The sequence below is a fragment of the Pseudovibrio japonicus genome (genome assembly GCF_014651595.1).
GTDB classification, from domain to species: Bacteria; Pseudomonadota; Alphaproteobacteria; order Rhizobiales; family Stappiaceae; genus Pseudovibrio; species Pseudovibrio japonicus.
In genome coordinates this window covers 424,083-443,133 of record NZ_BMXE01000004.1, presented here as the reverse complement: position 1 = coordinate 443,133, position 19,051 = coordinate 424,083, and the positions used below count along the sequence as shown (strand labels likewise).

At 51.4% G+C, this 19,051-nt stretch carries 13 protein-coding genes and 1 tRNA gene; 6 read left to right on the top strand and 8 right to left on the bottom strand.

The annotated features are described in order from the left end of the window. The first annotated feature begins 12 nt into the window (after positions 1–12). Positions 13–1,452: a cobyric acid synthase gene (locus tag IE076_RS13575; protein ID WP_189437309.1), complete on the top strand. Its 1,440-nt coding sequence runs from the start codon at positions 13–15 to the stop codon at positions 1,450–1,452. Here IE076_RS13575 and cbiB read toward each other — a convergent pair. From cbiB to IE076_RS13550, 5 genes are all read right to left on the bottom strand, one after another. Further along, on the bottom strand, positions 1,449–2,420 hold the full coding sequence (gene cbiB, locus IE076_RS13570) for an adenosylcobinamide-phosphate synthase CbiB (protein WP_189437308.1): 972 nt from the start codon (positions 2,418–2,420) through the stop codon (positions 1,449–1,451). The genes IE076_RS13575 and cbiB overlap by 4 nt on opposite strands. Next, positions 2,407–3,429 carry a threonine-phosphate decarboxylase CobD gene (gene cobD, locus IE076_RS13565; RefSeq protein WP_189437307.1) on the bottom strand — a complete coding sequence of 341 codons (1,023 nt, stop codon included), beginning with the start codon at positions 3,427–3,429 and terminating at the stop codon, positions 2,407–2,409. Before cobD ends, cbiB begins: the two co-directional genes overlap by 14 nt. Positions 3,430–3,514: 85 nt before the next feature. Beyond that, positions 3,515–4,684, bottom strand: coding sequence for an alkane 1-monooxygenase (locus IE076_RS13560; protein WP_189437306.1), 1,170 nt, complete (start codon positions 4,682–4,684; stop codon positions 3,515–3,517). Positions 4,685–4,802: 118 nt separating this feature from the next. Beyond that, entirely contained in the window at positions 4,803–5,645 is an 843-nt protein-coding gene (locus IE076_RS13555) for a hypothetical protein (protein WP_189437305.1), read from the bottom strand. A gap of 140 nt (positions 5,646–5,785) precedes the next feature. Next, positions 5,786–6,976 (bottom strand): hypothetical protein, encoded by a 1,191-nt coding sequence (locus IE076_RS13550; protein ID WP_189437304.1) that lies wholly within the window; start codon positions 6,974–6,976, stop codon positions 5,786–5,788. Positions 6,977–7,313: 337 nt separating this feature from the next. On the opposite strand from IE076_RS13550, the gene IE076_RS13545 reads away from it, so the two are divergent. Further along, entirely contained in the window at positions 7,314–9,296 is a 1,983-nt protein-coding gene (locus IE076_RS13545) for an acyltransferase family protein (RefSeq protein WP_189437303.1), read from the top strand. A 57-nt stretch (positions 9,297–9,353) separates the two neighbouring features. Here IE076_RS13545 and IE076_RS13540 read toward each other — a convergent pair whose 3' ends face one another. Further along, positions 9,354–9,782 carry a hypothetical protein gene (locus IE076_RS13540; RefSeq protein WP_189437302.1) on the bottom strand — a complete coding sequence of 143 codons (429 nt, stop codon included), beginning with the start codon at positions 9,780–9,782 and terminating at the stop codon, positions 9,354–9,356. Between the two features lie 387 nt (positions 9,783–10,169). After that, positions 10,170–10,243, bottom strand: a tRNA-Cys gene (locus IE076_RS13535). A 301-nt stretch (positions 10,244–10,544) separates the two neighbouring features. Here IE076_RS13535 and IE076_RS13530 point away from each other — a divergent pair. The 4 genes from IE076_RS13530 (at position 10,545) to IE076_RS13515 (ending at position 16,982) form a co-directional block, all read left to right on the top strand. Next, positions 10,545–11,204: a protein-L-isoaspartate O-methyltransferase family protein gene (locus IE076_RS13530; RefSeq protein ID WP_189437301.1), complete on the top strand. Its 660-nt coding sequence runs from the start codon at positions 10,545–10,547 to the stop codon at positions 11,202–11,204. A gap of 440 nt (positions 11,205–11,644) precedes the next feature. Next, the gene (locus IE076_RS13525) at positions 11,645–13,066 is read left to right on the top strand and encodes a TolC family outer membrane protein (RefSeq protein ID WP_244649672.1); all 1,422 of its coding nucleotides are present in this window, start codon (positions 11,645–11,647) and stop codon (positions 13,064–13,066) included. A gap of 222 nt (positions 13,067–13,288) precedes the next feature. Beyond that, complete coding sequence (locus IE076_RS23005; RefSeq protein WP_189437299.1) at positions 13,289–13,936, top strand: PopZ family protein; 648 nt, start codon at positions 13,289–13,291, stop codon at positions 13,934–13,936. A gap of 208 nt (positions 13,937–14,144) precedes the next feature. Then, positions 14,145–16,982: a valine--tRNA ligase gene (locus IE076_RS13515; RefSeq protein ID WP_189437298.1), complete on the top strand. Its 2,838-nt coding sequence runs from the start codon at positions 14,145–14,147 to the stop codon at positions 16,980–16,982. A gap of 53 nt (positions 16,983–17,035) precedes the next feature. On the opposite strand, the gene IE076_RS13510 is transcribed toward IE076_RS13515, so the two are convergent. Further along, entirely contained in the window at positions 17,036–18,811 is a 1,776-nt protein-coding gene (locus IE076_RS13510) for a mechanosensitive ion channel family protein (RefSeq protein WP_209009094.1), read from the bottom strand. Positions 18,812–19,051: the final 240 nt, after the last annotated feature.

Below are 19,051 nucleotides of genomic sequence, written 5' to 3'. Positions count from 1 at the left end.
AAGCCGGCCCTGATGATACAGGGCACCGGCTCCAATGTTGGCAAGAGTGTTCTTGTCGCCGGACTGGCCCGCGCTTTCACACGGCGCGGCCTTTCCGTGCAGCCCTTCAAACCGCAGAACATGTCCAACAATGCTGCTGTCACTGCTGACGGCGGCGAGATCGGGCGCGCTCAAGCTTTGCAGGCGCGGGGTGCGAAGGTTGCAACAAGTGTGCATATGAATCCAGTCTTGCTGAAGCCGGAGAACGACAGCGGCTCGCAGGTTATTGTGCAGGGCAAGCGGTTTGGAACGATGCGCGGGGCTGAGTTTGGTAGGCAGAAAAGCACGCTTATCCAATATGTTATGGAGAGTTTTGCGCAGGTTGAATCAAAGGCTGATCTGGTGCTGGTGGAAGGGGCAGGTTCGCCTGCGGAGATAAATCTGCGTGCTGGTGATATTGCCAATATGGGCTTTGCGGATGCAGCGGATATTCCTGTGGTGCTGTGCGGGGATATCGATCGCGGTGGCGTCATTGCCTCGCTTGTTGGGACCCATGTAGTGCTGGAACCAGCTGAGGTGCAGCGCATAAAGTCGTTTTTTATCAATAAGTTCCGCGGTGATCCTTCGCTCTTTGATAAGGGTGTGACGGCGATTGAAGAAAAGACCGGCTGGCCGTGCAACGGGGTTGTGCCGTGGTTTCCTAAAGTAATGGACCTGCCAGCTGAAGATGCTTTGGATCTTTCTGAGAGCACTAGCTATGGCAAGTTGAAGGTGGTCGTTCCGGTCATCAGCCGCATTGCTAATTTTGATGATCTTGACCCATTGCGCATGGAGGCTGATGTCTCGCTTGAGTTTGTTCTGCCGGGCGAGGTACTTCCTGCTGATGCGGATGTGGTTCTACTGCCGGGAACAAAATCGACCATTGGAGACCTGGCGTTCTTTCGTGCGCAGGGTTGGGATATCGATCTTTACGCGCATGTGCGCCGTGGTGGTCAGGTTCTGGGGATTTGTGGTGGTTACCAGATGCTTGGCAAGAGGATTGCTGATCCTGATGGTATCGAGGGAGCGGCGGGCGCTGTCGAGGGGCTCGGATTGCTGGATGTTGAGACCATTCTGACACCTCACAAAGAAACCACTGAGAAGACCGGGCGACACATACCGAGTGGGGAGAATGTTACTGGTTATGAGATCCATGTGGGCCGGACGACAGGTGCGGATTGTGAGCGGCCTTTTGTTGATCTTGGCGATCATGTGGATGGAGCAATCTCGAAAGACGGCTTGATTTCAGGCTGTTACATGCATGGGATTTTTGGCTCCGATGCGTTTCGCGCTGCCTTCCTGAAAGGGTTTGGCGCAGTTTCTCAACTGAGCTACGAGCACAGGGTGGAGCAGGCTTTGGATGCGCTTGCTGATCATCTTGAGACGCACCTTGATCTGGACGCGCTTTGGGGTATTGCGCAGTCGCGTGTCTAAAGGATCAATGCTGCTGCAGCGATAAATAGTCCCAGCAGGGTGCAGGAAATTGCTATGAGTTTTAGCGCACTGTCGATGTCGTCTGCATTCGCTTCTTTACGCCCCTCTGCATTCATGAATGGGTCATCTACGCTGTATTCTGCGTATTGGCGTGGGCCTGCCAGTGCCACGCCCAGTGCGCCGGCCATTGCGGCTTCTGGCCAGCCTGCGTTAGGGGAGCGGTGGTTCTTTGCTTCTCTGAGGATGGTTTCAGTTGCGGCTTTGTAGGGGCGGCGTGAAACCAACGCTGCCAGCACAATGAGAAGGCCAGATAAGCGTGAGGCGGGCAGGTTGATGAGATCATCAAAGCGGGCGGAGGCCCAGCCAAAGTCTTGGTAAATCTCGTTTTTGTGACCGATCATGCTGTCGGCTGTGTTGACGGACTTGTACATGAAGAGGCCGGGCAGGCCGAGCACTGCAAACCAGAAGATGGGGGCGACGATCCCGTCGGAGAAATTCTCAGAGCATGATTCAATTGCTGCTCTGCTGACGCCAGCTTCATCCAGATAGTCCGGATTGCGGCCGACGATCATGGAGACTTGTTTACGCGCTTCGGTGAGCCCGGAGTATCGTAGGGCATCGCGGACTCTTGCCACGTGTTGGTAGAGGCTTTTTTGCGCGATCAGCGTCATTCCAACCAGTGCGATCAGGACATCTGCGAAGGGCAGGTAGCTTAGTCCAGCCTGTAGGATGAAGCCTGCAAGGGCGGCGCAGATGAGCAGAGCAACAAGCGCGAAGATACCGTTGGTCTTGCGTACGCTGCGCTGGAACTCAGGTTTGTTGTATGTGCGGTCCATAAAGGAGATGAGCTTGCCGATCAGCGTGACCGGATGGGGAAGCCTTGACCAGAGCCAGTCAGGATCACCGATGACGGCGTCGAGCAGGATGGCGAGCAGGACGATCCAGAGCGTATGTTCAAAAAGCAGCATGGTCTTCTACCGTCTGCAGCGCATCTTTAAAGGATTTGGCAAAGCGTTGCCGGTCTGAATCAGCGGCGGGCAGTCCCAGCCGCATCCAGTTTTCGCTGAAGTCGAACACCCGCGTCCAGATCCTCTCCTTTGCCAAGGCATTGTGGAGTGGGTGGGCTAATGGGTGCTCGATCAGGATGTAAAGATCCGTTTGGCCTACAATTGAAATGTTTTGATCTTTCAGCAGTGTGCTGAAGAGGCCCATTTCGCTCTTCAAGGAGCTGCGCATTTCAGTTTGCCAGTTCAGGTCCGCTAGGGCGGCGCGGCCAACGTCCAGTGCGGGGCCTGATACTGCCCAGCTGCCGAACTGGTTTTGCAGCTTTTCTGTTACCTCTTTTGGGCCGACCAGAAAGCCGAGGCGTAAGCCCGCAAGGCCGAAGAACTTGCCGAAACTGCGCAGCACCAGAATGGGCAGGTCCTTGATCTGCGGAATGATAGAAGCTTGCGGGTAAAGGTCCATGAAGGCTTCGTCGACGATCAGGTAGCCGCCGTTTTGTTGTTTGATAGCCGCAAGTTTCAGCAGTTCTTCCCTTGTGAAGATATGACCGTCCGGGTTGTTTGGGTTTACCAGCAGCAGGTGATCTGTGGTGGCTTCATGTGCTTGCTCTTTGGAAATGCACTGGACTGTTGCGCCAGCACCTTTCCAGCTCTCCTCGTGGGAGGAATAGGTTGGGCCAATGATGGATATGGAGCAATTAGCGCCCAGTAAATAGGGGAGGGCTGTGATGATTGCCTGTGTGCCCGGCGCGGCTGCGATAGCGGAATTGGGAGAGAGGTTATAGGCTTGTCGAGCTGCTTCGATCAACGCATTCTCGGCGCGTTCGCCCGGCAGATCTGTCAGACCGCGGGCGGTGATGTGTTCTGCTGCTGGATAGGCAACGGGGTTGATGCCGGTGGAGAGGTCCATCCAGTCGCTTTCGGTCCCGCCAAACGCGGCAATTGCCTTTGAAAGATCACCACCGTGCTGCATTGGTCTTACCCCGCTTGAAAACTTATTTCTGTTTTAGCGGGGTGACCTTTCGATTGCTATGAGTTGTACTGGTATTCTGTGTGTTTCAACAGGTGTTGAGCGTAGATTTGCCTGCAGGTTCATAGCCCTCAACGCGGTTGATCTTGTTGATGTCGCCGCCTGCCCATTCCATCACCTTGGGATCCATGGTTCTGAACCAGAGTGAGGGAACTGCAGCCAATGCGAAGCAGCCCGGATACCCGCTTGGAAGGCGTGGCAGATCAGGGAAGTTTCTTAGGGTCTGATAGGGGCGCAATGGATTGGCGTGATGATCTGAATGCCGCTGTAGGTGGAACGTACTCAGGTTTGAGAAGATGTGGTTGGTGTTCCATGAATGACGCGGCTGGCAGCGCTCATACCTGTCGTTTTCGTCCTTCTGGCGCAGCAACCCGTAGTGCTCAACATAGTTTGCCTGCGTGAGGCCGTACCAGGCCACAATGGCTTGAATGACGAGCAGAAGAAGAGCCGTCCAGCCGAAGAGAGCAGTGCATATTGCGAAAACAATCAGCGTGATGGCGTAGCCTTGAAGGATATCGTTTTGCAGGGAGAAAGTGCCTAAGCCTTTCTTTTGCAAACGCATCTTTTCGTTCTGCCAGCCCCTTACAAATGCACCGGGGATCTCGCGCCATGCGAAGGCGTAGACGCTTTCTCCCATGCGGGCGCTGGCCGGATCTTCAGGTGTTGCCACGTGGATGTGATGGCCGCGGTTGTGCTCGATGCAGAAGTGGCCGTAGCCGACAACTGCGAGCGCAAATTTGGCGAGCAGCTGGTCGGTTTTGTTGGTTTTGTGGCCTAGTTCGTGGGCCAGCATGATGGTGCCAGAGCCGAACAGGCCCATGCCAAAGGCAAACAAAGCAATGAGCCAGAGCGGGAGGTCGTAAGTGCCGGCGAGCCAGACACCTGCAAATAGGTTGATCCATGCGTAGGGGACGAGCCAGCGCACAAGGCGGCTGTAATACGGGTCCTCTGACATTTGGGCCAGTACATCATCCGGTGGATTGTATGGGTCTTCGCCAAGGAGGGCATCAAGTCCGGGGATGATGATGAAGAAGTAGAAAAGAGGAAGAAATAGTGTCGCCGTGACCTGTGTGTACGCATAGAGTGCCACGCTAAATACTGTGATACTGCTGCCAAAATATGCGATCAGCCAGTAATGCCGCTTTGCGTCTTTGTAGGTTGTGAAATTGCCTGAACTGTCCTGCGTTTTAAAAACCATCGCTCCCTCCCAGTTGCTAGGTTTACCTAACGGTAAGTTAGCAGCTTTTTGCGTCAAGTAAAACACTGTTGTTTTGAGGGCATGTTCAATCTGCAACCCTACAGGGAAATCCTGGCACTTATGTGACAGGTTCTTCCTCGCGTTCTGGTTTTACTATGTCTTCGAGAGGCAGAGTTTTCGCCCAGGTTTTGTAACGCTTCTCCAACTCGTCGTAGTTTTCTTCGCATCCTGCTCTGAAATTGGGGAAGTTTGCGCCGCGCTCCCACTCTCCGCGCGCAGTGCCTTTGCGCATCCAGTCGTTTCCGGAGTGGAGAAAGAGGGTGGTACTGAGATTGAGTGCCTTGAACAGTTTACGGGTGACGACGCCATGCTTTTTGAGGAGCACATCAAGCTTGATGGCTTTGATTTTCCAAGGTGTCAGTTTAATGGGAGAGGGTTTGCCAGCTTCCACAATGGGGATGATTTCGGGCAGTTCCAGGCGCTCGGTGGGGTAAAACTCTTTGAAATTTCCTGCCGGAGAGGCGCGGTCCGGGTTAGGTAATTTAGGGCGATACCAATTGACCGTACTTGGGCTCTTAGAGCTTTCACTTTCAATCTCAATGATTTGCAAGGACAGGATGTTACAGACCGGCTGGAAATCCAGATTGGAGCCTTTGGGGATGAGGATGGCGCGGCAGTCGGGCCCCGGCTTGTCGCATTGATAGGCATTTTCAGCGGCTTGTGAAATGACTTTGGCGTTGAGGCGGAGCTTTGCCTCAATGCCGATTTGAAAACCGTCGGAATGCCTTACCAGCAGAATATCCCAATTGCCCCATTCAGGATATGCGATCCACTCTACAGGCAGCTTGCTGATGAAGTGCGTGCACATTTCGCTTTCTGAGGCAAAGGTGGCTTTCCTGCGCTTCTTCTTGCGGCGAGGAGGGGACTTGGGCTTGGCTGGAAGCTCATCTATATCACCCATGCGGTGTATTTCCCTTCAAAGCGGCATCGCTGCGATCGTTTCTCCGTCTAGTCTAATGGGGAAGAAAGGGCTAGGACACATTGGTGACGTGGTACTGCACAGGTTCTGGCGGTTGGGGCCAGAACGGGATCATCCAGAAGTTAATCTAGAGGTGGACGCTCAGGCTTCTCGGGAGAGGAGTTCTGCTCTAGAACGCTGACGATGTTCTGGTATGACCTAGCTTCCAATTCTTGTTTGTAATTCAGTAGGTTCAATCGATAGTTTTTGATTGTTTCTCTACTCATCGAGCGTGCTTCTTCTACCGCGCGTGCTAAATCTGCTTTGCTCTCATAAAAGATCGCCATGGTTTCATCAAATCCATAGAGTGTACCTAACTCTCTTTCGATTATTGGAATGAGACCAAAGCCGATTGATAGATTTAAATTTCCGCTGATGGCATTGAAATAATAGTCATTGCCATCATGGATTAGGAACGGAATGAAAGTTGCCTTGCGGCAGCAGTCAAATAGCCTCGCAAAGCTTGCATTCTCGTAGTAAGCAACATTTTTTAGTGTGTTGAAGTGTTCTTTATATTTTGGATCGATCCAGCACGCGATGATGTAGGTGAAGATATCTTCGTTTTCATCAATGATATTGATTAGGGAATCGATGTCCCGACGTTTTGGCTGTCCTACAATACCCACAGATAGCAGATCTTTCTCTCTCTTATGGTCCTCTCCACCGGGGTACATGCAGGTATACACAAACGGCAGGTTGTGTTTCTCAGAGAGAAATTCCGCCAGCACGAACTTATGTACGTTAGGTGAAGAAGATTTAATCGCCGCAAATACCCCGGGCGCATGATCGATAACCAGAACCTTGGCATTTGATGCTATGTAGTTAGGTAGGAAGCTTTCTATAGTTGTCTGGCTATATGTAATGTAATAGGAGCCAGCAAAGATAAATCTGGTTCCGTTAAAAAAGCTGAGCCTATCAAGCAATTTAACAAAAACGGGCAGTATTGGGATAACTTTCACGTCTTCTGGGAACAGGTTTAAGCTGGCGTTCTGCGGTGTTGTCAAGATGACGGTGCTGTGATTCCCGTCTTTGATATAGCGGTGTATTGCGTATAAGCATTCCATATGGAAGGGGTTCAGTTCGATTATGTAACAATCGGGCTTTGTGAACCGCGTTCCGATGGTTTTCAGGAGCATTAAGGGGGATTGAAAGAGGTCAAGAAGTCCAAGTGTCATAAGAAAGGAGCGTTTCCATCGTCGCGCTTCCTTGTCTTTTGTTGATAAGCACAAAAATTTTACAATCAGTTTTTGAATTTTTTTGTCAATAGAAGCCATCTGAATCTGCCTCTAGTTCAGTAGTATGAAGTTTTTATTATTTGTTGTTTTTCTTCATGTGCACATAAACATGTCTACTACTCGGTATTTTAAGCGAGAGTCTATGGGTTTGCTTAAGTGCTACCTTTGCGTGCTAAATAATAGATCGGCTCGTATTGTGCAACCTTTGGGTCTGTGTGGGCTGCGTTCCATGCGCGGTAGGTGAGGTATTCTGGCTTTTCGGGGCCATCTGGGTATTTGCTAGGAATTATCACCATACACAATCGAAAGATTGTCCGTGACAATGAAAATCGGATGATTGCGGCATAGCTATCGTGTTGCAGTTTGGAAGATTTTCATGACGAGCACAAAGAACCAGCGCTTGGGCTATCGGCCTGATATTGAAGGTTTACGGGGGCTCGCCGTTGCTTTTGTCGTGCTCTTTCATTTCAACCTGCCGGGTGTCGCTGGTGGCTTTATCGGGGTTGATATCTTTTTTGTCCTCTCTGGTTTTCTCATGACACAGATTGTGCTTGGGCGGCAGTTTGATTGGTCTTTACATGGGGTTGGGAGGTTTTATCGGAAACGATTTTGGCGCATTGCACCGGCCTATTATGTGGTACTGGCGGCTCTTGCGCTGTTGTTTCTCAGCTACCCCTCAGAGTTTCTTCTCTATGACTTCCCGGTTTCCTTCCTCTATGCATCGCTGTTTTCCTACAACATCTATGCGCCGTCTTCGGGGGCGGGGTACTTTGATATTGCGGCAATTGAGAAGCCGGTTCTGCATTTGTGGTCACTTGGGGTTGAGGTGCAGTTCTATCTGCTTTGGCCGCTGCTTTTGTTTATAATCTCAAAGAGGTCGCTGCTTTTTAAGGTATCGGTGATTGGCTCCGTGGCGCTGGTATCATTCATCAGCGCTGTGATCCTTGCGGTGCATGATCCGGAAGTTGCCTATTTCTCAATCCTCACACGGCTCTGGCAGTTTTGCGTGGGTGGCCTTATCGCGATTGTGTCGCAAGAGAAGGACGTCAGGCAGTCTTCAATCAGCTCAAATCTGGTTTCGGCCTTTGGCATCCTCACGCTTGCTGTCTGCGCTTTTTATGCTCCGCAAGCAGGCTGGCCCGGTTTTGTGGCGCTCGTTCCGACATTGGCAACAGCCGTGTTGCTTTGGCAGGGTGTCGCTGGGAATAAGGTGACCGCATATTCACTAGAGTTGTCTCCCGTAAGGGCGTTGGGCCGGATTTCCTACAGTTTGTACTTGGTGCATTGGCCAATAGTTGTCCTCATGCACATTATGGACCCTATGCGGGAAAGCCTGTTTGTGCGAGCGCACATGGGGGTGGCGCTCTCGCTCCTGCTGGCTTGTCTACTTTACTGGCTTGTTGAGAAACCGTTCAGAGTTTGTGGGAGGCAACCGGTCCCGGTTCATAAGCGGTGGTTGACGGCCATGACGGCGTTGACGGTGCTATTTAGCCTTGTGGTGATCAACAATAGTCAGCTCCTTCGTGCGTTTATTCCCGACAATGTTTTAGAGATGACGTTACAGTTGCAGCAGGATCATTCTTTTGAGGAAGACCACTGTCGGCAACTGAGTGGACCGCAGCGCACATTTACCTGTGATGTTGGTTTTGAGGAGGCTAAACCATCGCTGTTTGTTTGGGGAGATTCTCATGCGCGCGTGCTTGGTCTTGGGATGAGTGAGGCGTTTGAGGCTGCAAAACTGCGAGCTGTTGTTTTTCAAACGCCTGCCTGTGGTCCGTATCTGTACAACTACAAAAACTCTGCTGCCAAGTGTGCTCATTTTAACCGGGAAACCGTAGGCCGACAGCTTGGCAGATTTCCAGAGGCAAAAACGGTGGTGATTGCCGCGCGCTGGCACTCCTTGCTGAACCTGACGCGTGCAGGGGAGGAGACGGATGTATCCGCCGCACAGTCCTCCATCCTTCCTGCTGAAGTTGTGCATTTAGAGGAGAGCCTTCAGTTTCTCGGGCGCCTGGGAAAGAGTGTTGTGATAGCTACTCAAGTACCGGAAGCGGTCAGCCCACAAAGGCTCAAGCCATGCCGGATCTTGTATCTGTATCGGGATAGGGAGGTTTATGAACCTGCTTGCAAGTTCAGGGAAATGGATGATCTGGACAGGCAGTTTCGGCTGGACCGGACGCTGCAAATGGTTGCTGACAAATATGATTTTGTCGAGCTTGCAGATTTGAAGTCGGTGCTCTGTGAGGGGCAAAACTGCCAAATGGCAGATGCGGGTGGGTTCTATTACGTCGATAACAACCACCTGAGCGTGACTGGGGCTTCAAAGGTCGTCCGTGAGCTCTTTCTCGGTAGTCCGTGAAACGGGGATGGTGCGTCGAATTTGGAGTGCTAGTGTTGAGCTTAGCAACGTGAAGTTTTAATCTGGAACATCAACTAAGCGGAAAGTCTTTGAGTTGGTGTCAAACTCCAACTTGACGTTTAAGAGATGAAAATCTTGCTCATAGGTATGGCCTGATTGTAATAGCTGCTCTAGTTCGTCCTTTGAAAACTTGTTTGTGAGACGTGTGATGAGCTGTGTGGATAGGTCAGTTCTGCTCCTCGCAAACCTCTCTGCCATCTCAGAGATGAGGCTGTCGGTAAGTTCCTTAGCTGTGTCTGAATTTTTCTTCTTGTAAATGTTGAAGACGATTGGGCTCAATTCCAGCAGGGTTCTCTCACTCATCAACTCCAGCATTTGGGATTGCTCTACGAATTGTCTCGCAAGTTCATCCTCATCATTGGAGGCGGATTGAGCCGATGCGAGCAATAATGACAGAACGAGTGTAAAAACCGAAAACCGCTTCATACGTTCAATGTTCCTGCAAGACTTCACCGACAACCACGTTGGAAGATAGGACTGTTTGCCAAGCGGCTCAAATGAATAATCTTAATCCTTAGTTTGTATCGATCAGACAAAGGCAGTGTGGTCTGGTCCAGCGGACATTTGCAGCCGCGCTCTGCATGGTTTGGAAGAGTATTCTTGATTTGCAAGGGGTACCAAAAGAGCACAGTTTCAATACTTGCGCATAACGCTGAGAAGTGGCCACCGATTTTGCGTCTGCAACGTTGCTTTGCACTAGACCGCCAAGCTCATGGCGCATAAAGCGTCCACAAATCCCTCACTTTTTCCAATAGCACTAAAAGTGCGGGAAGAACCCAAATAAATATAATGAAAACAATGGGGAGAAGAAAGTGGAGGCCTCTGCCGGAATCGAACCGGCGTACACGGATTTGCAATCCGCTGCGTCACCACTCCGCCAAGAGGCCCCGTGTGGTGTGAGAGGGCTTTTCTGATATTTGGCCCCGATAGTCAAGCGGGCAATTTCGATTCTGCTATCACTCTTGTGTAAAACACCGAAATCTATGGGGTTTACCTGACTAGGTAGATGTCAATCTGCCTTTCTTTTTGTCTTCTGCCTTCATGAGAAAGTTCATATTTGCGTTGCAAAATTCAAAAATAGAAAAACAACAGAGGGTACCGTTTATTTTTAGGGATGTGGCAGCTTGTGTTTGTGCTGCATGAACGATATTTCTCAGCCAAAGAATCTTGCGAGACAGTGAGGACAGGATGGTCAACTTCGCGGAACAAAGAACACTGATGGTCGATAATCAGCTGCGAACCAATGATATTACAGACCTGCGCATTATTGGTGCCATGGGCAAGGTGCCCCGCGAAAAGTTCGTTCCGGAAAATCTGAGGGAGCTGGCCTATATAGACGAAGATGTGGTGGTGGATGAAAAAGGTGAGCGCAAGATGCTCAAGCCACACATCTTTGGTCGTCTTGTGCAGCTGGCTGATATTACCGACAAGGATGTGGTTCTGGTTGTGGGGGCTGCTTCTGGTTATGGCGTTGCGGTGATCTCTTACCTTGCCGAATCTGTTGTTGGCTTGGAAGCCGATGTGGCGTTGTCAGAAGCTGCCTCTGCCAATCTGGAGCAGCTCGGTATTGAGAATGCTGCAGTGATTGATGGTGACCTGACCAAGGGCTATGCGGCTGACGCCCCCTATGATGTTATTCTGGTGAACGGTTCTGTTGAGGTGCTGCCAGAAGCGTTGACTGCACAGCTGAAAGACGGTGGCCGTCTTGTTGTTGTTGAAGGTGAAAGTAATGCGGGCGTTGCGCGGTGCTACACCCGATCTGGCGATAATGTGAGCGCTGTATTTGCGTTTAATGCGCATGCCTGTGCGCTTCCTGGTTTTGAGAAGCCGGAAGTCTTTGAGTTTTAAAACTTGTATTTGTTGTGTGGAGATATAAGGCGAGGGGAAACCTTCGCCTTTTTTGTTTTTTCTGTGCAGTTTTCTGCTTGAGTTTGGTTTTCGTGATGTGAATTACAGTTTGCCGGTCCTGCTGTTTGTAGGCAGGGCCAGTTCAGTTTGGATCAAGGGAAAGCTGCTAGTGGGTGCAGACTGATTTGCCGTCCATAAAGAGATATCCACGTATCAATTATTGGGTGAAAAAACAGTAGTAAAATCTTAATGGTTCAATTAGTGTGCCTTCGGGGAATGATATCTGCGCATGGGCTAGTTAATTGCATCAATTAGATGTTGCCTGTTCGTCGCAGTTTTTATTTTTTTTCGAAACCGGTTTGATCGCGGGGGTCGGAAAACGTCGAATATGATAAATTTTTCGGCAAACGTGTTGGGTTTGCGGTTCGTAAGATTGACCTTTGTTTGAGGCATATGAAGTGGTTTCTCGGAAAACGTTAGCGGGTGCAGTAGCCGCAGTTGGCTTGCTTGTGAGTGCTCAGGGTGCAAATGCCCTTACTATTCAGGAAGCATTGGCTGCTACCTATCAAAATAACCCGACATTGAACGCATCGCGTGCACAGCTTCGCGTGACGGATGAAGGTGTGCCACAGGCGTTGTCCGGGTGGCGCCCGACCCTTTCTGCTTCGGCGCTTTATGGTGGCCAGTGGGAGGAGGCCGATACTATTGATCAGACCCTTGGTGTAGCTTCTCGTTCGACACGAACATTTTCTGAATCCCGTTTTGTCGCGACGTTGAACCAACCGTTATTTCGGGGCTTCAGGACGATAAATTCTACACGTCAGGCTGAGGCGATTGTGCGTGCGCAGCGTGAAGATCTGCGCTTTCAGGAACAAACGGCCCTGTTTCAGGCTGCAACCGCTTACATGGATGTTATTCGTGATACCGCGCTGGTCTCCCTACGCCGGAGCGATTTGAACTTCCAGGAAGAACAGGTCCGGGCTTCCGTCGACCGCTTTAATGTGGGTGAAGGTACGCGGACGGATGTATCCCAATCTGAAGCTGGTCGGGCACGTGCGCAATCTGCGTTGAATACTGCGCTGGCAAACCTGAACACCAGCCGCGCGATCTTTCGTCAGGTCATTGGCATTGATCCAACAAACCTGAGTGCACGCACCAATATATCCAGTTTGTTGCCACAGACGGTATCTGCTGCAATCTCCATTGGTCAGGAAGAGCATCCTTCTATCCAGACCTCGCAGTTCATGGTTGATGCAGCCCAATTTGCGGTGAAGACTGCAGAGGGCGTGTTGCTGCCATCCGCAGATCTGGATGGTGAATTTTTCTATAATGATCGCTCCCTTCCAATTGGTGCTCAGGGCGGTGGTAAAAGCGTGACAGCTTCAATCTTTGGTCGCGTGACCATTCCGATCTATCAAGGCGGTGGTGAGTACTCTCAAATTCGTCAGGCGAAGGAAGATTTGGGTCGGACCGAGCTTATGGTTGATGTGTCCCGCGACAGTATTCGCGCGCAGGCCATCTCCTCATGGGGGCAGCTGAATGCGTCTATTGCCTCGATCACAGCGTCAGAAGCAGAAGTCGCGGCAGCGCGTCTTGCTCTGGAAGGTGTGATTGAAGAGCAGCGTGTTGGGCAGCGGACCACACTGGACGTACTGGACTCACAGAGTGATCTGGTTGATGCGCGTGTGACGCTTGTAACCTCTCAGCGCGACCGTGTGGTTGCTGCTTATGCAGTGCTTTCAGCCGTTGGTCGTCTTGACTTTGATAATCTTGGTCTGAGTGGTGCGCGTTACGATCCAACGGAGCACTATCGGCTGGTACGCGACAAGTGGATTGGTCTGCGGACTCCAGATGGACGTTAAGTTCCTCTGATATAATGAAGAATTTTGAGAAGGGAGCAGGTAATGCTCCCTTTTTTATTGGGGTGCCTGCTGGATTGCCAGTTTTCCTTGTGGGAATTGGCGTTTTGCGAGCTGTCTGGCTGTCGGGCGGCTCGGCTTTTCTCTTATATTTGAGTAAGTATTTATTAATTAACTGAGTCGGAAAGCCGGCGGATTAGACGCGAATAGAAGTGGAGTGCAATCATGGGAGCTGTTTCACAGGGTAACGAGCCTTCCATGGAGGATATCCTTAGCTCGATCCGCAAGATTATTTCGGATGACGAAGCGAGCGGCGCTAAGCAAATGACAGATGATGTATTGAGTGAAGCGGACGCAAATCGCGAATTGTCTCAGGACGATCTGGATAAACTCTTTGATGATGCGCCAGCGGCACTGGAGCCAGCTCCCGCACCTGAGCCTGAAGAGGCAAAGGAAGCAGAGCGTGAAGTTTTGGAGCTGACGCAAAAAGAGAAGATTGACGAGCAATCCTCCCCGGTAAAAATGGTTGAAGGTCTTGCGGAAAAGGCCGATGGGGGTGATGGAGATGTCGCCTTTATTGATCCGCTGGGACCTGAGGCGTTTGGATTGAGCAGCGCGGAACAGGACGACATCTTAGAGCCTGCTAATGCGCAAGATCCAATGGAAACACTTATTTCAAGCACCACGGATCAGGTTGTGTCCAGTGCTTTTAATGGTCTGGCCAACACGGTGCTGTCCAAGAACGCCCGTACGCTGGAAGACCTTGTGGCCGAGATGCTACGCCCAATGCTGAAAGGCTGGCTCGACCAGCATCTGCCGGGTGTGGTGGAGCGGCTTGTGCGCCAAGAGATCGACCGTATCTCGCGCAAATAATCTTTCGGGTCAGAGGGGAGGTCAGCTCCCCTCGGATTGCCCGGAGTTCATGACTCCCTTCGTGTGAAACCTTAGGAAAACTTAGCTGCGGTGTGGGCGGTTTGGGTATTTGTCGCTCAAATGTGTCTGCAGGCGGCATGAAAGGTTGACTTAGGCGAGTGCATCCGATTTACACCAGACAAACTCCATAAGTGGAAGAGCTTTAGGTATGCTGGATAAAACATATGAGGCGGCCTCCGTTGAGCCGCGGATTTACGAAGCCTGGGAACAGGCAGGAGCCTTTGAGGCAGGTGCGGGCGCAGAAGATGGAGCTGCGACCTACTCGATCGTGATTCCGCCGCCTAATGTGACAGGCTCTTTGCATATGGGCCACGCTTTGAACAACACCCTGCAGGACATTATGGTTCGCTACCAGCGTATGCGTGGCCGTGATGTTTTGTGGCAGCCGGGTATGGACCACGCGGGTATCGCCACGCAGATGGTTGTTGAGCGTCAGATGGCTGCTGAGGGCGGTAACATGACCCGCCGCGACCTTGGCCGCGAGGCGTTTGTAGAGCGCGTTTGGAAGTGGAAAGGTGAGTCCGGCGGGATGATCTTTAACCAGCTCAAGCGCCTTGGTGCGTCTTGTGACTGGTCCCGTGAGCGTTTCACCATGGATGAGGGTCTGTCCAAGGCCGTTCTGGAAGTCTTTGTTTCTCTTTACAAAGAGAACCTGATTTACAAGGATAAGCGCCTTGTGAACTGGGATCCTAAGCTGCTGACTGCGATTTCCGATCTGGAAGTTGAGCAGAAAGAAATGCAGGGCAACATGTGGCATTTCCGCTATCCGCTGGCGGATGGCGTGACCTACGAGCATCCAGTTGCATTTGACGACGAAGGCAAGGCGACCGAGTTTGAGACCCGCGATTACATCGTGATTGCGACCACTCGTCCGGAGACCATGCTTGGTGATACGGCTGTCATCGTTCACCCGGATGATGAGCGCTTTAAAGAGCTGCAGGGCAAGGATGTTATTCTGCCTATTGTTGGCCGCCGTATTCCAATCATTGCTGACGACTATGTTGACCTTGAAACTGGTACAGGCGCAATGAAAGTGACGCCTGCACATGATTTCAATGACTTTGACATTGGTAAGCGTCATTCTCTTCGTCAGATTTCAATCATGGACCGTGAAGCTAACATCGTGCTTCTGGAAAATGACGATTATCTGGAAGGTCTTGAACCTACCGATTTACAGCGCGGCGTCTGGGAGCAGCTTCATGGTATGGAGCGCTTTGAAGCTCGCAAGCTCATCGTAAAGATCTTCGAAGAGGGCGGTTTCCTTGATGAGGTTGTTGACCACCTGAACATGGTTCCACATGGTGACCGTGGTGGTGTGCCGATTGAGCCGATGCTGACTGACCAGTGGTATGTTGACGCCAAGACCATGGCTCAGCCTGCGATTGCGTCTGTTCGTGAGGGCCGGACCAAGTTTGTTCCTGCAAACTGGGATAAGACCTACTATGAGTGGATGGAAAACATCCAGCCATGGTGTATTTCCCGTCAGCTGTGGTGGGGACACCGTATCCCTGCATGGTATGGCCCTGAAGGCAAGTTCTTCGTTGAAAAGACTGAAGAAGAAGCACTGGCGGCAGCTTCTGAGTTCTACGGCAAGCCTGTCAAGCTGATGGAGCAGAACGAAGCTCTGGCTGCACACGATGCAGGCGAAGCTGACTTTGTTGCTATGTACCGTGATGAAGACGTTCTGGACACCTGGTTCTCTTCCGCACTGTGGCCGTTCTCTACACTCGGCTGGCCGGATAAGACACCTGAGCTTGCACGCTACTACCCAACATCCGTTCTTGTGACTGGCTTTGACATCATCTTCTTCTGGGTTGCCCGGATGATGATGATGGGCAACCATTACATGAAGACCGAGCCATTCGACACGGTGTACATCCACGCCCTCGTCCGTGACGAGAAGGGTGCGAAGATGTCCAAGTCCAAGGGCAACGTGATTGATCCGCTGGCACTGGTTGAAGAATACAGCGCTGATGCTTTGCGCTTTACTCTTGCTGCGATGGCTGCTCAGGGCCGTGATATTAAGCTGGCAACCTCTCGTGTCGCTGGATACCGTAACTTTACGACCAAGCTCTGGAACGTCTGCCGCTTTGCGGAAATGAACGAGTGTCATTCGGTTGAGGGTTTTGATCCTGCGCTGGTCAAGCAGACTGTGAACCGCTGGATTGTGACTGAAGCCAGCCGTGCTATTCGCGAGGTTTCTGAAGCGATTGATACCTACCGCTTTAATGATGCGGCTGGTGGTGCTTACCGCTTTGTTTGGAACACCTTCTGTGATTGGTACGTGGAGCTGACCAAGCCGATCTTCTACTCTGATGATGAAGACGCGAAGGCTGAAGTTCGTGCGACCACGGCTTGGGTTCGCGATGAAATCCTAAAGCTTCTGCATCCGTTTATGCCATTCATCACTGAAGAGCTGTGGGAGCGTACCGTTGAAGACACGGAAAACAAGCGTGACAACATGCTTGTTCTTTCTTCCTGGCCAACTCCAATTGGTGAAGACGAGGAAGCGGCTGCGGAGATCAACTGGCTGATCGATATGATTGTTCAGATCCGCTCTGTGCGTTCTGAAATGAACGTTCCGGCTGGTGCGAAAGTTCCTGTGGTGCTGTGCGGTGCTTCTGAGCAGACCAAGGCTCGTTTGGAAATCCACGAAGCAGCGATCATCAAGAACGCGCGTGCTGAAAGCGTGACCACCGCTAACGAGATTCCGCAGGGTTCCGCTCAGATCGTTGTTGGCGAAGCGACCGTTTGTCTGCCGCTGGCTGGTGTTATCGATCTGGATGCGGAAAAGGCCCGTCTTGGTAAGTCTTTGGACAAGATCGTTGGTGAACTCACCAAGATCTCCAAGAAGCTGGAAAACGAACGCTTCCTTGCAAAAGCGCCGGAAGATGTTGTTGCAGCTGAAAAAGAAAAAGTGGTGGAGCTTGCCGAGCGCAAAGAGAAGATGACTGAGGCTCTTGATCGCCTCGCTGCTCTTGGCTGAGGCACTTCGCTCATTGTGATTTCTTTAAAACGCGGCTCTTCGGGGCCGCGTTTTTATTTGGCCTTCTTTACTTTGGATTTCGCTTTTGGCTTAGGCTTGGTCTTTTCCGCAGTCTGCGGATTGGGCGTGTCATCATTTTGCGGCGGGCTGACGGCGCCCTCATAGTTGGACACGAAGGGGTGAGCGACTTCGATATTTTCCATTGAGATGAGTTTAAGCGTTCGCAGAAGGATGTCTTCCTGAGCGACTAAAAACTCATCGTGGGTTGAAACTTTCACGCCGTCTTCGATTTTCAGCAGGATGCCGGTTTCATCAATTTTCTCCAGGTGCACTTTTGTTGTGTCAGGGAGCGAAAGAGGGTGGCCTGCAAGCATCTGCTTTATTTTGCTGACGAGCTTTTCAAGCTGATTGGGGCTTGTGTCGTACTTTAAGGCGAGCCTGAGAACGACGCGGAAGTGGTCTTTCAAAGTGAAGTTTTTGAAATTCATTTTTGCGAGGTCGGCGTTGGGGATCGTGACGAGCGTTCTATCGGAGGTTCTGACGCGTGTTGAGCGCATGCCGATTGAAACAACGTGACCACGGATCTCGTTGAACTCGCAATAGTCACCCACACGGACAATTCCATCTGCATAAATGATGAGCCCGCCAAGCAGGTTCTCCAGCGTGGGCTGGGCCGCAAATGCGATGGCAAGGCCGCCCAGACTGAGACCGGCAATGATTCCATACAATGGGAGATTCAGGCGGGTTGCACCAAACGTAAGCAGGATCAGGGCGCACAGGATTGCAACAAGCTGTGTTGCTGTGCGGATGAGGCTGTGGTCGATGGAGGCGACGGCACGATCCCTGATGAGCACCAGCTCGCTTAAGAGGCGAATTGCCTTGTACGCGATGAAGGCAACACCAATCCAGACCAGCGTTTCGATGGTCAGGTCGTATACCTGAAGCAGCTGGCCACCGATATTGATCTGATTATCCGCCAGATATCGCAGGAACATGAGCGCACTTACGACGACACCGGTGTTGATGATGCTGATCAGCTGTCGCCTCAGAGGTTTGTTTTGGCTGGGTATGCGCTGCATGCCGCTGATAAACAGAAGCAGCACAATCAGCGTGAGCGAGGTGACGATAATCAGCGCGATCCACTGCCATCCAGCTTGTCCGTAGTAGAGATCCAGTATCCATGCAGGCTGCTGTTCGATGAATGAGAACCATGCGGGCGGCAGGAGCTGTCCGGGGCTGGATGCGTAGAAACTGTAGAGGTCTTTGTTGTGTTCGAACCGGGAAGGGAGCTCTTTCACGCTATGATAAAACTCGGGAATGCGGTCTACAGTTTGGGCAGAGAAGAGATATTTTCCCTGATTGGGCCCTTCATTCACTTTGGTTAGTGTGATTTCGGTAAAGGGGATCGTCCAGCTGTCTTCAAGATTACCTTGGTTATAGTCGTAGGTTCCAGCGGCGCTTCCGGGGATATCTTCCAGAGCAGGGAGTGGAATACGATCGAGTATCTCCTTTAACTGCAATGCCAGCTCAACGGAGGTTCGCTTTCGTGTTGCGCTAGGGAGCTCGGAAAGGTCGAAGGAGCCTCTTGCTCGTTCCAGAAGGATCTCGGCAATGGCTATTTTCTTTTCAACATTATTGCGGTTTCCTCCCATACCCATAACATCCATCGCGAACCCAACCATCCCGGCGTTCTCTTCGTGAGCTTCCATAATGAGATCGTTGGTCTCCTCCATGATGTCGATAAAGCTCTGTAGTGTTGCTCTGGGCGAGCTGGTGTCGGCGGGTGTCAGCGGGAACCGATCAATGATTTCTTCCGCGTGAAATTCCATAAAAGGCACTGCTGGCATGCGCAACGGTTCTTGCAAATTTGGATTTTGGCCCGCACCCTCGGGTTTCTTCTCGGGAGGTGCTGGTGCCTGCATGTGCTGCTGCGTGATGTACTCTTTAAATGGTTGTGCTGAAGCCATCGTGGGGAGCGTCACAAACATAACAACGCAAAAAAACGCAAAAAAACGTTTTGTCAGACACAAACAACGCAAAATCGCGCAAACTGCGTGCAGTATGGTTTG